Raw genomic sequence first — 14,325 nt, 5'->3', positions numbered from 1 at the left:
GGCAGCACATGACCTGGTCGATCATCGCGAAAGATCCTGCCACCGGCCAGTTCGGCATCGCGGTCGCGACCCGGTTCTTCGCCGTCGGCGCCCGCGTGCCCTATATCGCGGCCGGCCTCGGCGCGATCGCGACGCAGGCCTTCGTCAATCCCTATTACGGCATCGACGGGGTGAAGCTGCTGCGCGAGGGTCTCAACGTCCACGACGTGCTCGCAACGCTGCTCGCGGCGGACGAGGGCCGCGAAAGCCGGCAGGTTCACATCATGGATGCGAGCGGCGCAATCGCGGCGCATACCGGCCGCGACTGCGTCGACTGGTGCGGGCATGTCGCGGGCAGCGGCTATTCGATCGCCGGCAACATGCTCGCGGGCGCCGACGTGCTTGCCGAGACGGCAAAGACCTATCTCGCCAATGACAGCCTGCCCTTTCCGCGCCGCCTGCTCGCGGCGATGCGCGCAGGGGAAGCCGCCGGCGGCGACAAGCGCGGCAAGCAGTCCGCGGCGCTCCTGATCCACGGCGAGGAGGAATGGCCGGCGCTGGACATTCGCGCCGACGATCATCACGACCCGCTCGGCGAGCTCGAACGGCTCGAACACGTCAGCCACGAGCTCTGGGTGCACTTTCGCGCGTCGATGCCGACGCGAAAGAACCCGGCCGGCGACACCGATCGCAGCGCCATCGACGCCAGCATCGCAGCCGCGCGCGCAAGACAGTCATGAGCGCGAGCCCTCTCATCGAGATCAGGGACCTGCGCATCCGTTTCCACGGCGACGACGGCCGCATCACCCACGCGGTCGACAGCATCGATCTCAGCGTGGCCAACGGCGCGACGCTGGGCCTCGTCGGCGAATCCGGCTGCGGCAAAAGCGTGACGTCGCTCGCGATCATGGGTCTATTGCCGAAACAAAGCGCGGAGATAACCGGCGCGATCCGCTTCGACGGCCTCGATCTGCTGCGGACGACGGATCAGACCCTGCGCGATTTGCGCGGCAACCGGCTCGCGATGATCTTCCAGGAGCCGATGACCTCGCTCAATCCGAGCTTCACGATCGGCGACCAGATCATCGAGACCATCTTGCGCCATCGCGGCGGCTCGCGGAAAAGCGCGCGCGAGCGGACGATCGAGCTGTTGCGCCGCGTCCACATCCCATCACCCGAACGGCGCATCGACGAATATCCGCACAAGCTGTCCGGCGGCATGCGCCAGCGTGTGATGATCGCGATGGCGCTGGCCTGCGATCCGCACCTCCTGATCGCGGACGAGCCGACCACGGCGCTCGACGTCACGCTGCAGGCTCAGATCCTGGAGCTGATGCGCGAGCTGAAGGCCGCCAGCGGCGCCGCCATCATCCTGATCACCCACGATCTCGGCGTCGTCGCCGAAGTCTGCGACGAGGTCGCGGTGATGTACGCCGGCGAGATCGTCGAGCGGGCGCCGGTGGACGAGCTGTTCTCGGCTCCGCAGCATCCTTACACAGTGGGCCTGCTCGGCTCGATCCCGCGGCTCGACCGTCGCGCCGAGCAGCTTGCGACGATCGAAGGCATGGTGCCGAACATGGCGCAGCCGCCGGCCGGCTGCCGCTTCGCGGCGCGCTGCCCATTCGTGCTGGACGCCTGCACACATGCGCCGCCGCCATTGCTCGAAATCAGCCCCGGCCATCTCTCGCGCTGCATCCGCGCGCCGCTCGAACGTCTGGTGGCGTGATGGTGCTGCTCGAGGTCAACGGCCTGGTCAAGCATTTCGTCGCCCAGCGCTCGCTGTTCGGCCGGCCGCTGGCGCACGTCAAGGCGGTCGATGGCGTTTCCTTCTCGCTCGAGGCCGGCAAGACGCTGGCACTGGTCGGCGAGTCCGGCTGCGGCAAATCCACGCTCAGCCGCCTGGTGCTGCGGCTGATCGAGCCGGATTCGGGCACGGTGCGGTTCGACGGCCGCGACCTGCTCGCGCTCGACGCCGGCGGCTTGCGCGCGTTCCGCCGCGAGGCGCAGATCATCTTCCAGGACCCCTATGCCTCGCTCAACCCGCGCATGACGGTCGGCCAGATCCTGACCGAACCGCTGGCCCTGCACGATCTCGTGCCGCCGGCACAGCGGCGCGCACGCGTCGCCGAGCTGCTGCGGCTGGTCGGGCTGGAGCCGAGACTGGCCCGGCGCTATCCGCACGAATTCTCCGGCGGCCAGCGCCAGCGCATCGCCATCGCCCGCGCCCTCGCGGTCGAGCCGAAGCTGATCATCTGCGACGAGCCGGTCTCGGCGCTCGACGTCTCGATCCGCGCGCAGATCCTCAACCTGCTGCGCGAGCTGCAGGACCGGCTCGGCCTCGCCTACATCTTCGTCTCGCACGACCTCGCCGTGGTCAAGCACATCGCCGACCATGTGGCGGTGATGAATCTCGGCCAGATCGTCGAGACGGCAGAGGCCGATGCGCTATTCGCCGCGCCACGTCATCCCTACAGCCGGGCGCTGCTGTCCGCGATCCCGCTGCCGCAGCCGAAGGCGAAACGAACGACGGTCCTGCTGGAGGGCGAAATCCCGAGCGCGCTCAATCCTCCGGCCGGCTGCCGTTTCCACACCCGCTGCCCGTTCGTGATCGAGCGTTGCCGCAGCGAGGCGCCGAAGCTCACGGCGGACGGCACCGGCCATGCCGCCGCCTGTCACCGAACGGCAGAGCTGCCGTCTGCCGATGCCATTCTGCCGGTCGCGGGCGGATTTTCGCCGGCGCTTGCAAGATTGGTCGCGGCCTTCAGCCAAAAGACGGAAGGCCGGAGCTCCGCCGGGGTTGGTATACAAGACACTGCGTCTACAACGAAATAGCCGAAGCAATGGGGATTGTCCGATGAAGATGTTTCGCCTGGCCGCAACGGCCGCCGCCCTCCTGTTGTCGACCGGAGCCGTGCAGGCTCAGACCACGCTTCGCATAGGCCTCGCCGAGGACCCCGATATCCTCGATCCCACGATGGCGCGCACCTATGTCGGCCGCATCGTGTTCTCCGCCTTCTGCGACAAGCTGTTCGACATCGACGAGAAGCTCAACATCGTGCCGCAGCTCGCGCTGTCGAGCGAGACTGTCGACGACGGCAAGGGCCTCGTCATCAAGTTGCGCTCCGGCGTGAAATTCCACGACGGCGAGCCGCTCGATGCCGAGGCCGTCAAGTTCTCGCTGGAACGCCATCTGACGTTCACCGGCTCGTTCCGCAAGCCGGAGCTGGCCTCGGTCGATCACATCGAGGTCGTCGATCCCCTCACCGTCAAGCTGGTGCTGAAGTCGCCGTTCTCGCCGCTGCTCGCCCAGCTCACCGACCGTGCCGGCATGATGGTGTCGCCGAAGGCCGCGAAAGAGGCCGGCGACAAGTTCGGCCTGCGCCCGGTCTGCGCCGGCCCCTACAAATTCGTCGAGCGGGTGCAGCAGGACCGCATCGTGTTCGAGAAGTTCGCCGACTACTGGAATAAGGACAACGTCTTCATCGACAAGATCGTGTTCCAGCCGATCGTCGATGCCACCGTGCGGCTCGCGAACCTGAAATCCGGCGGGCTTGACCTGATCGAGCGCGTGCTCGCCACGGATCTGAAGGACGTGCGCGCGGATTCGAGGCTGAAGGTCGCGACCGCCATCGAGCTCGGCTATCAGGGCATCACGCTCAACATCGGCAAGGACAAGGCCAAGGGACCGCTCAGCCAGTCCGCCAAGGTGCGCCAGGCACTCGACCTCGCCATCGACCGCGAGGCGATCAACCAGGTCGTGTTCAACGGTGAGTTCAAACCAGGCAACCAATGGGTCAATCCGGATCACCCCTATTATCAGGGTGCATTTCCCATCCGCAGCCGTGATGTCGCCAAGGCCAAGGCGCTGCTGAAGGAAGCCGGCGTGACGCCGCCTGTCAGCGTCGACTTTCTGGTGCCGAAGGGTGCCGAAACCGAAGCCGTGGCCCAAGTGGTGCAATCCATGGCGAGCGAAGCCGGCTTTGATATGAAGATCCGGGTTACCGAGTTCGCAACGTCGCTGAAGCAGGCCGAAACCGGCGACTACCAGGCCTTCATGCTGGCATGGAGCGGACGCATCGACCCCGACGGCAATTCCTACGTGTTCTTGCACAAGGACGCGCCGCAGAACTACAGCGCATGGAACAACCCTCAGGCCGACAAGGCGCTGCAGGACGCGCGGCTGGTCACCGATCCCGCCAAGCGCAAGGCGAGCTATGAGACGCTCGCCAAGCTCGTGCAGGAGGAGGAGCCGCTGCTCTACCTCTACCACCGCCGCATCATCATCGCGCACACGACCAGGCTCGAAGGCTACAGGCAGATGCCCGACGGCCTCGTGCGCGTGATCGGGCTGAAGTTGAAGTGATCGATCTGAAACTCAGTCCGTGTCCTAGGCGCGGCGCAGCGCGGAAGCGCTGCTCCGCAGAGCCGGGACCCGCGGCGACGACGAACCGTGGCAGCTGGGTCCCGGTTCAGCGGCGCAACGTTGCATGTTGCGCCGCGCCCGGGACACAGGTGCGACCATGCTGAACTTCCTCGCCCGCCGCCTTGCGCAGATCGTGCCGACGCTGTTCTTCGTCTCGGTGCTGATCTTCTCGCTGCAGCAATTGCTGCCGGGCGATCCTGCGCTGGTGATGGCGGGCGAAGAGCGCGATCCGGCCGTGATCGAGCAGATCCGCCGCCAGTACCGGCTCGATCAGCCCGTGCCGGTCCAGTACGTCTACTGGATCAAGGGCGTTCTCGCGGGCGATTTCGGCGAGTCGCTGCGCAACAAGATGCCGGTGCGCGAGCTGATCGCGCAGAAGTTGCCGGTGACTCTGCAGCTCGGCTCGATGGCGATCGTGATCGCGTTCCTGATCGGCATTCCCGCCGGCATCGTCGCCGCCGTCAAGAAGGGTTCGGCCTGGGACTATTGCGCGAACCTGTTTGCGCTGTGGGGCATCTCGACGCCGAACTTCTGGCTCGGGATCATGCTGATCTTCCTGTTCTCGATCGAGCTCGGCTGGCTGCCGGCGTCCGGCTACGTGCCGCTCACGGAGAACTGGCGCGCCAGCCTGGCGGTCACCATCATGCCGGCCTTCGTGCTCGGCAATGCGATTGCCGCTGTCCTGATGCGGCATACGCGCAGCGCCATGCTGCAGGTGCTGGAAAGCGATTACGTCCGCACCGCGCGCGCCAAGGGCCTGTTGGAGCGCTCGGTGATCCTCAAGCATGCCATGCGCAATGCGCTGACCCCTATCATCACCCTCGGCGCGCTCGAGCTCGGCACGCTGCTGTCCGGCGCCGTCCTGACCGAGCAGATCTTCTCCATTCCCGGCTTCGGCAAGCTGATCGTGGATGCCGTGTTCAACCGCGATTATGCCGTGGTGCAGGGCGTGGTGCTGGTAACGGCCACGATCTACATCACGCTGAACCTCGTGGCCGACATCGCCTACATCCTCGTCAATCCGCGGCTTCGGGGCTAGATTCATGACCGACGCCGCGCTGCCGAGCCCCCTCACGCATTCCGACGAGCTGGACAGCCCGGCCCGCCGCGCGCGCCGGCGGCTGTTCAAGCGGAAGGCGGCGGTGTTCGGCCTCATCGTGCTCACGATGTTCATCCTGCTCGCCGTGCTGGCTCCGCTCATCGTGCCCTATGATCCCATCGCGACGAGCTGGAGCCTGGTGCGCAAGCCGCCCAACGCGGCGCACTGGTTCGGCACCGATGAGCTCGGCCGCGACATCCTCAGCCGGATCGTCTACGGCGCGCGGGCCTCACTGCTGGCGGGCCTCATCTCGGTCGCGATCGCGCTCGGCATCGGCGTTCCGCTCGGCCTCCTCGCCGGTTATCGCGGCGGCTTCATCGATGCGCTGATCAGCCGGGTCACGGACGCGATGCTGGCGTGCCCGTTCCTGATCCTGGCGATCGCGCTTGCGGCATTCCTCGGACCGAGCCTCGGCAACGCCATGATCGCGATCGGCATCTCGGCAACACCGATCTTCATCCGCCTGACCCGCGGCCAGGTCCTCGTGATCAAGGCCGAGGACTATGTCGAGGCGGCGCGCGCGCTCGGCAATCCGCCGTGGCGGATCGCGCTCTCGCATATCCTGCCGAACATCCTGCCCGCGCTGCTGGTGCAGGCGACGCTCTCGATCGCCGCCGCCATCATCGCCGAAGCTGCGCTGTCGTTCCTCGGGCTCGGCCAGCAACCGCCGGCACCGTCCTGGGGCAGCATGCTGAACGCCGCGCAACGCTTCCTGACACAGGCGCCGTGGATGGCGATCTGGCCGGGACTTGCGATCTTTCTCGTGGTGCTGTCGCTGAACCTGCTCGGCGACGGCCTGCGCGATGCGCTCGATCCGCGGCAGCGGTAGAACCAACAATACTAGCCGACAGTGAGGTTCGTTCACCTCTCCCGTAGGGAGAGGCCGAACTGCGAAGCAATTCGGGTGAGGGGATCAGCTCCATCGAGGAAACCAAACCCCTCACCCGGCGCTACGCGCCGACCTCTCCCTATGGGAGAGGTGAACAGCGAGCGCCGTCAGCGGCTCAAATGACCACTTCCCGCATCACGCGGCGGCAATCCATCTCGTATTCCAGATCGACCACCGGCGGCCGGGCGAAATGCCAGGTCAGGCCGGAGCGCAGCGCGCCGCGACGAACCAGCTCGTCGGCCAGCGCGTGATGGAAGTCGTGGATAGAATAAGCCTGGACGCCGGTCGTGTCCTTCCATCCAAAACCGAACGCCGCCATCCGGGTCTCCATCTGCGAGGTGGTGAAACGTACCTTCTCGCGCAGGCCCTCCGGGCTGAGATCGCGATAGCGCACCGTGCGTTCGACATAGGTGCCGCTGCCCTCGCGCGCCTCGGCGCCGCCGGCGATCACGAAAGACGGCACCTTGGAGCGGGTCGGCCGCGTGAACGAGAAGGCATAGAACGACGGCTCGGAGGGCGGATCGATCTCGGGACAGACATTGCTGCGCGCCACCGGATTGGTGGTACCATCGAAGATGCCCCATTCCGACAGCGTCTTGACATAGTGCAGGTTGAACGCGCGAAAGCCCTCCTCGCTGAAGGCCGCCGGCGAACGCAACTCGCAGGCGCAGAACGCCGTCAGCGGACGCCCCGCTTCCTGGATGAACTTCGCCGCGAGCGCAAAGCCTTCGGCCAATGGGACCAGACGATCGAAGCGGACGCGTTCGATCTCGCAACCGTCATCCGCGGCTGCTCCCGCTGAATATTGAAACACGGACGGGATGAAGCGATAGTTGCCGGAGGGGAAATCACGGATCATGACGAACTCCTATTCAAGCTGCATGCGAATGCCCTTGGCGCCGTTGAGAAGGCGCTTCAGGTGAAAACCGGCCAGGGAATCGTCGGCATGCGCGCCGACCAGCGCAGCAAAGGCAGGCATGGCCGCGGCGTCGCCGGCCGCCATCCTGGCGAAAGCCTCCGCATACAGCGCGGTTTCCGGCGCCGCGTATTTCGTCGGCGGCAACGGCTCGAACGCGCGCAACGGCTCGCTGCGTCCGCGCAGCATCAGCTCACCCACGGGGCGCCCTTGAAAATTCTCAGCCGCCTCGGCAACGCTGGCGCTGACGCAGATGCGCGTCCCCAGATGCTTGTTGGCGGCCTCCAGCCGCGCCGCGATGTTGATCGAATCCCCATACGCGGTGTAGTCGAAGTAACGGTTGCCGCCGAAATTGCCGACCAGCGCCGGCCCGGCGTGAATGCCGATGCGGGTCGCACCAAAGGTGATGCCCATCGCATGTTGCCGGCCTCGGAACTCCTCCGCCCAGGTATCGAGCGCGTGGGCACAGGCGACCGCGCGCGTGGCATAGTCCGGCTGATCTCCGGGCGCGTTGAAGAGCACCTGGATCGCATCGCCAATGATCTTTGCGACCGTCCCTTCATGCGCGAACACGATCTCGGTCATGCCGCCGACATACTCGTTGAGCAGCTTGCCCAATGCCTCGGGCGGGGCGGTCTCGACCAGCGAGGTGAAGCCCGTAATGTCGGTGAAGATGGTGGCGACATCTCGCCACTTCACTTCGATCCCCTCGCCTTCGCCGCTGGCGGCCAGACGTTTGGCCAGCTCGGGCGAGAAATGACGCGACAGCGCGGCATGGGCGCGCTCGGCTTCCATCTGGCGCCGGCGCACCTCGTGCAGCATCTCGACGTGGCGGATGGTCTTGCCGATCGTGGCTTCCAGATCGGCGAAGTCGATCGGCTTGGTCAGGAAGTCGAACGCCCCGCGGTTCATGGCGGTTCGAATGTTGCTCATGTCGCCATAGGCGGAGACGATGATGGTTGATTTCTTCTCCTCGGCCTCCTGGAGCTTCGCCAGCAGCGACAGCCCGTCCATCCGGGGCATGTTGATGTCGGAAACCACCATGTCGACCTGCGGGTTCTGCTCGAGCGAGGCCAGCGCCTCGAGACCGTCGCGGGCGAACATGATGGTCACCTCTCCGTCGCGGATCTGCCTGCGGAACTTTTGCAGGACCAGCGCCTCGAGATCCGGCTCGTCGTCGACGAAGAGGATGGTGGTGCTCATGCGGCCTGCTCGAGCCTCGTGTCGATCTCCTGTCGCAGCAAGGCGAAGTCGATCGGCTTGGTGAGCAGCCCGACGGCGCCGCGCTCGATCGCCTTCCGCCGCGTCTCGGCATCGCCATAGGCCGTGATCATGATGACGGGAACGTCCGGGTGCGCGGCACGCACCTTCGGCAGCATGTCCAGCCCGCTCATGCCTGGCATGTTTATGTCGGACAGGATCAGCGAGGGGGTGCGGACCTCGGCGGCACGCTTGAGCGCATCGGGCGCGGAGGTGGCGAACTCCATCTGAAAGCGGCCGGCGCGCAGCTCGCGTCGGAACTGCTGCCGGAACAGCGCCTCGACGTCGGGCTCGTCGTCAACGACCAGGATGTAAGCGTTCACCACTTGCCTCCGGACATGCCGCCTGCCGCCGTGCGCGGCAGGGTGATGGTGAATTCGGTAATACACCGGGTTCGGTATCCACGTCGATGGCGCCGCCGTGCTGCTTCACGACGATATCATGCGTCGAGCGATCGCCGCAGGCCGGAGGTCCGCTGCGGCTGCGGCGCCGAAATTGCAGATGCCGTGGCACAACGAAAAAAGGGCGGCAACGGTCTGGCCGCTGCCGCCCTCCGGTTCGCGTGCGAGCCGTCTCAGGTCGGCCGCAAGGCCTTGCCGCCGAGATCGAGCTCGTTGACCTGCTTGTTCCGCTCGGAATCGGCCGCCGCGCGGTGGTCGGTCGCCAGCACCACGTACACCGCCGGCAGCACGAACAGGGTGAACAGCGTGCCGATCGACATGCCGGCCACGACGACCAGACCGATCGAGAAGCGGCTGGCCGCGCCCGCGCCGGTCGCCGTCAGGAGCGGGATCAGGCCGGTGACCATCGCGGCCGTCGTCATCAGGATCGGCCGCAGGCGGATGCGGGCCGACATTTCGATGGCCGAGCGGCGGTCGAGCCGCTCGTTGACCTGGAGCTCGTTAGCGAATTCCACCATCAGGATGCCGTGCTTGGTGATCAGGCCGACCAGGGTCAGCAGGCCGACCTGGGTGTAGATGTTCATGGTCGCAACGCCGAAGAACAGCGGGATCAGCGCACCGACGATCGCCATAGGCACCGAGATCATGATCACCAGCGGATCGCGCAAACTCTCGAATTGCGCTGCCAGCACCAGGAAGATGATGATCAGCGCGAAGCCGAATGTGATCGCGAGCTGGTTGCCTTCCTGAACGTATTGCCTGGAGTCCGCCAGATAGTCGTGGCTGAAGCCCTGCGGCAGATTCTTGGCCTCGCTTTCGAGGAAGTCGACCGCCGCGCCGATGGTCACGCCCGGCATCGGCACCGCCGAGAACGTCGCCGAATTGAGCTGGTTGTAGTGCGTCAGCGAGTTCGGGTCGGTCTTGGTCCTGATCGAGACCACGGTCGACAGCGGAAGCTGCTGGCCGGTGTTCGTGGTCACATAATAGCCGCCGAGCGATTCCGGCGAGAGCCGGTTGATGCGCGGCACCTGCGGAATGACCTGGTACGAGCGGCCCTCGAGATTGAAGCGGTTGATGTAGTTGCCGCCGAGCAAGACCGCGAGCGTCGAGCCGAGATTCTGCATGTTGACGCCCAGATCCTGCGCCTTGGTACGATCGATCGTGACTTCGACGTTCGGCTGGCTATAGGCAAGGTCGCTGTCGGAGACGATGAACATGCCGCTCTTGCGCGCCGCGTCCTTCAGCTTTTCCATTTGTTCATAGACCGTCTGGAAGCTGGCCGTGGAGTTGATCACCATCTGCACCGGCAGGCCGCCGGGTCCGCCCGGCAGCGGCGGCAGGTTGAACGCGAAGGCCTGCACGCCCTCGATCTTGGAGAGCTCGGCCTGCACCAGCGGCTTCAAAGCGATCGACGAGCGCTTGCGCTCGTCCCAGGGCTTGAGCAGCATGCCGGCGATGCCGCCCTGCGGACCGTTGATGCCGTTCAGCACGAAGCGAAGATCGGTCTCGGGGAATTTCTGGAATTCCTTGTCGAGTTTCTCGCCGTAAAAATCGACATAATCAATGTTGGCGTATTTCGGTGCCTTGGTCACCGCGAAGACGATGCCCTGGTCTTCCTCCGGTGCCAGCTCCTTCGACGTGTGCATGTAGAGGAAGCCGACAAGCCCGAGGATGGTCACCGCGAACAGGCCGGTGATCGCCTTGTAATCGAGCGAGCGGTCGAGCCTGCGGCCGTACCAGCGCGTCATCGCGCCGAACACCCGGTTCACGAACTTGGCGAAGCGGCCCTCTTCGGTGTTCTTCAGCAGCACCGAGCACATCATCGGCGACAAGGTCAACGCAATCACGCCGGACACGATCACCGAGCCCGCCAGTGTGAAGGCAAATTCGCGGAACAACGAACCGGTGAGGCCACCGAGGAAACCGATCGGCGCGTACACCGCGGCGAGCGTGATGGTCATCGAGATCACAGGACCCACGATCTCACGCGCACCCTGCAACGACGCCTGGACCGGCGTCTTGCCCTCCTCCAAATGGCGGTGGATGTTCTCCACCACCACGATGGCGTCGTCGACCACAAGGCCGATCGCCAGCACCATCGCAAGCAGCGTCAACAGGTTGAAGCTGAAGCCCAGCGCCAGCATCAGGGTGCAGACGCCGATCATCGACAGGGGAATCGTGACGACGGGAATGATGACCGATCGGAGCGAGGCCAGGAACAAAAAGATGACCACGATCACGATGATCACGGCTTCGCCCAGTGTCTTCTCCACCTCGTCGATCGAAGACTGGATGAACTTGGTCGAGTCGTAGGCGACCTTCATCTTCATCGACGGCGGCAGGTTGCGTTCGAGCTCGGGGAACAGCGCGCGGACACCCTTGACCAGCGTCAGCGGATTGCCTTGCGGCGTCGCCTGCACACCGATGAAGATCGCGTGCTCGCCGTTGAAGGCGACGCTGGCGTTCGTGCTCTGGGCGGCAAGCTCGACGGTGGCGATGTCCTCCATCCGCACGAAGCCGCCGTCCTTGGCCTTCACGATCATCTTCTTGAACTGATCGACATTGGTCAGATCGGTGTTCGTCGAGACGTTGGAGACGATCAGATAGCCCTTGGTCTGGCCTGCCGCGGATTGGAAGTTGTTGGCCTGGATCGCAGCGGCAACGTCGGTCGCCGAAACGTTGCGGCCGGCCATCTTCACAGGATCGAGCCAGAGCCGCATCGCGAAGGTTTGCCCGCCGAGAATGTCAGCCGACGCGACGCCATCGACGGTCGACAGCACCGGCTGCACCACACGCGTCAGATAATCCGAGATCGCCGAGCCCGACAGCTCCTCGGACGAGAAGCCGAGATACATCACGGCCGTGGTCTGCCCGGTGGTCTTGGTAACGATCGGGTCGTTGGATTCCTTCGGGATCAGATATTTGACCGAGTTCGTCTTCGCCAGAACCTCGGTGAGCGCCTGGTTCGGGTCGAAATTCAGCTTGATGTAGACCTGGATCGTCGAGGTGCCGAGCACCGAGGACGAGGTGATGTAATCGACGCCCTCGGCCGAGGCGACCGCCTGCTCGATTGGCGTCGTGATGAAGCCCTGGATCAGGTCCGCCGACGCGCCGGGATAGACGGTCGTGATGTTGATGACCGTGTTCGACAGCTTGGGATACTGCCGGATCGGCAGCACCATCGCCGCGCGCAGGCCGATCAGCAGGATCAGCAGGCTGACGACGACCGACAGAACCGGGCGCTTGATGAAAATATCGGTAAGGGCCATCGCGGCGATCTCGATTTCTTTGTCTCAAGAGAAGTGATCCGGCCAGGCCGGATCACTCGAGCGTCATGGATCAATAGCGCGGCGGCTGCGCCGGAATCTGCGGAGCCGGGTCGGTCGAAATCGACACCGCCGCGCCCGATTGCAGCTTGAGCTGGCCGACGGCGACGACCTTGTCGCCCGGCTTCACGCCCTTGAGGATTTCGACGCGACCTTCGACCCGGTTGCCGGTCTGCACGAAGGTGCGCACTGCGGAGAGGCTGGTCTTGCCGTCTTCTTCCTTCTTCTCGGTGATCACGAACACCGAGTCGCCGTACAGCGTGTAGTCGACCGCCGTCTCGGGAACGGTGATGACGGCCGGCTTGTCCGGCAGCACCACCGTGGTCGTCACGAACATGCCGGGCTTGAGGATCTTCTCCGGATTAGCGATCGTCGCCTGCACGCGGATGTTGCGGGTGTCGGTCGAGATCTGCGGCTCGATCGTGGTGATCTTGCCTTCGAAGGTGCGGCCCGGATAGGCGTCGACCTTGAGCCGAACAGGCTGGCCGACCTTGAGGCTGCCGGAATCCTTTTCGGTCACCGTGAAGTTGGCCCACAGCTCCGACAGATCGGTCAGCGATACGATCGCCGTACCTGCCGTCAGGTATTGACCGACCTCGACCTTGCGGACGCCGAGATCGCCGGCGAACGGTGCGCGGACCAGCTTTTGCGAGATCAAGGCTTCCGTCTTGGCGATGCCCGCTTGCGCCTGGTCGTAGGCAGCCTGCGCGGAATCGACGGTTGCCTGCGGGCCGAACTGGCGCGCGGCCAGCTGCTTGGCACGGTCGAGCGACAGCTGCGCGACGGTCGCCTGGGCCTTGTAATTGGCGAGGTCGCCCTGCTCCGGCGCATCGAACAGCTGCACGAGGGGCGTGCCGGCCTCGACACGCGTGCCCGGCTGGAACTTGATCTCGGTGACGCGGCCGTTGACGTCGGCACTGACGTCGACCTGGTGCACGGCGACGAGGCTGCCCACCGCGGTGAGCAGGTTCGGCACCACCTCGGACTTCGCCTCCGCCGCGCTGACGGCCGTCGGCGGCGGCTTGTTGTTGGCGAAGAACTGCTTGATCATCTGGCCGCGGAAATAGTTGAACCAGACGAGGCCACCGACGAGCGCGGCGAGCAGCGTGCCGACGATGATGAACCACAGCACCGGCCGTACCGGACGCTTGGGAGCCTTGTTGTCGATCGGTTCGCCCGAAATCTTGTGCTCGGTTACGATGTTCATGTCATGCACTTTCTGCAATCGCCGTCTTGCCGGCGTCCGCGGCCTGATCGTGGCCCAGATGCGAAGCAATTGCGGCGTCGTTAAGTCCGATGCCTCTCAGGAGAAACTCGCACAGCTGCCGCTCGAGGTCGTCCGCCCTGCCGTAGACGAGGCAAGGAGTGGCGGACAGCCTGGTCAGCGCGGCCGTCATCACCGTGTGATGCGCAAACCAGAACAGGTTGAACGGCTCGCCGCTGCATGGCCGCGCGTCCCCGGCGACAACGGCACGTTCGAACGAGGCGGCGAAGGTCGCTCCGATCAGCGTCTCGATCTTGGCATACAGCAAACGAGCGAATTCGCCATCGTCCAAATGGCTCGTGGCCATCAGTCGCAGGCGCTGCGCCTCCTCCCGATCGGGACCATCGGCGATGTGGAGGAAATGCTGGACCATGCTGCGGATCACCTCGACCAGCGTGGCGGTCGAAGGCTCCCGTTCGAGCAGCTCGGTGAGCGCCGGGTCTGCCTCGCATTCGTCGCTGAGGATTTCAGCGTACAGCGCCGCCTTGGAGGGGAAATGCTTGAACAGCAGCGCCTCGGAAATGGCAGCGGCGGCCGCCACGCTCTTCGTCGTGGTGCCGTTATAACCGTGTCGGGAAAAGCAACGTTTCGCGGCGCCGAGGATCAATTGACGCCTCAGGTCGCCCGTCATACGCAATGAGCTCATTTTGGTGAGTAAGCACTCACCCACGCGGAAGTCAAGCACTATGTTGCATCGCAACCCAAGTGCGTTGTAACTTCAGTGCAAATTGACCGTCTGCACGGGCCGTGTGCAGGACCTGGACGCCG

At 64.9% G+C, this 14,325-nt stretch carries 12 protein-coding genes; 6 read left to right on the top strand and 6 right to left on the bottom strand.

The window, feature by feature from the left end; translation table 11 throughout:
* Positions 1-8 precede the first annotated feature (8 nt).
* From K410_RS0112685 to K410_RS0112660, 6 genes are all read left to right on the top strand, one after another.
* Positions 9-719: a DUF1028 domain-containing protein gene (locus K410_RS0112685; protein WP_028135206.1), complete on the top strand. Its 711-nt coding sequence runs from the start codon at positions 9-11 to the stop codon at positions 717-719.
* Complete coding sequence (locus K410_RS0112680) at positions 716-1,705, top strand: ABC transporter ATP-binding protein (protein WP_028135205.1); 990 nt, start codon at positions 716-718, stop codon at positions 1,703-1,705. The genes K410_RS0112685 and K410_RS0112680 overlap by 4 nt, the downstream gene beginning before the upstream one ends.
* Positions 1,705-2,811 (top strand): ABC transporter ATP-binding protein, encoded by a 1,107-nt coding sequence (locus tag K410_RS36795; protein WP_049820028.1) that lies wholly within the window; start codon positions 1,705-1,707, stop codon positions 2,809-2,811. The genes K410_RS0112680 and K410_RS36795 overlap by 1 nt, the downstream gene beginning before the upstream one ends.
* 22 nt (positions 2,812-2,833) lie before the next feature.
* Positions 2,834-4,342, top strand: coding sequence for an ABC transporter substrate-binding protein (locus K410_RS0112670; protein ID WP_028135204.1), 1,509 nt, complete (start codon positions 2,834-2,836; stop codon positions 4,340-4,342).
* A 157-nt stretch (positions 4,343-4,499) separates the two neighbouring features.
* Positions 4,500-5,441, top strand: coding sequence for an ABC transporter permease (locus tag K410_RS0112665; RefSeq protein WP_028135203.1), 942 nt, complete (start codon positions 4,500-4,502; stop codon positions 5,439-5,441).
* Between the two features lie 4 nt (positions 5,442-5,445).
* Entirely contained in the window at positions 5,446-6,330 is an 885-nt protein-coding gene (locus K410_RS0112660) for an ABC transporter permease (RefSeq protein WP_028135202.1), read from the top strand.
* A gap of 175 nt (positions 6,331-6,505) precedes the next feature.
* Here K410_RS0112660 and cnbZ read toward each other — a convergent pair whose 3' ends face one another.
* The 6 genes from cnbZ to K410_RS0112630 form a co-directional block, all read right to left on the bottom strand.
* Complete coding sequence (gene cnbZ / locus K410_RS0112655; protein WP_028135201.1) at positions 6,506-7,249, bottom strand: 2-amino-5-chloromuconate deaminase CnbZ; 744 nt, start codon at positions 7,247-7,249, stop codon at positions 6,506-6,508.
* Between the two features lie 9 nt (positions 7,250-7,258).
* On the bottom strand, positions 7,259-8,509 hold the full coding sequence (locus tag K410_RS0112650) for an adenylate/guanylate cyclase domain-containing protein (protein ID WP_028135200.1): 1,251 nt from the start codon (positions 8,507-8,509) through the stop codon (positions 7,259-7,261).
* Entirely contained in the window at positions 8,506-8,889 is a 384-nt protein-coding gene (locus tag K410_RS0112645; protein ID WP_028135199.1) for a response regulator, read from the bottom strand. Before K410_RS0112645 ends, K410_RS0112650 begins: the two co-directional genes overlap by 4 nt.
* Before the next feature lie 251 nt (positions 8,890-9,140).
* On the bottom strand, positions 9,141-12,236 hold the full coding sequence (locus K410_RS0112640; protein WP_028135198.1) for a MexW/MexI family multidrug efflux RND transporter permease subunit: 3,096 nt from the start codon (positions 12,234-12,236) through the stop codon (positions 9,141-9,143).
* A gap of 70 nt (positions 12,237-12,306) precedes the next feature.
* On the bottom strand, positions 12,307-13,500 hold the full coding sequence (locus K410_RS0112635; protein ID WP_028135197.1) for an efflux RND transporter periplasmic adaptor subunit: 1,194 nt from the start codon (positions 13,498-13,500) through the stop codon (positions 12,307-12,309).
* Position 13,501: 1 nt separating this feature from the next.
* Positions 13,502-14,203 carry a TetR/AcrR family transcriptional regulator gene (locus K410_RS0112630; protein WP_063831418.1) on the bottom strand — a complete coding sequence of 234 codons (702 nt, stop codon included), beginning with the start codon at positions 14,201-14,203 and terminating at the stop codon, positions 13,502-13,504.
* Between the last annotated feature and the right edge of the window lie 122 nt (positions 14,204-14,325).

The organism is Bradyrhizobium sp. 22, assembly GCF_000482425.1.
GTDB lineage: Bacteria > Pseudomonadota > Alphaproteobacteria > Rhizobiales > Xanthobacteraceae > Bradyrhizobium > Bradyrhizobium japonicum_B.
Note: the sequence above shows the minus strand (reverse complement) of the source record. Positions and strands in the feature narration are given on the sequence as shown.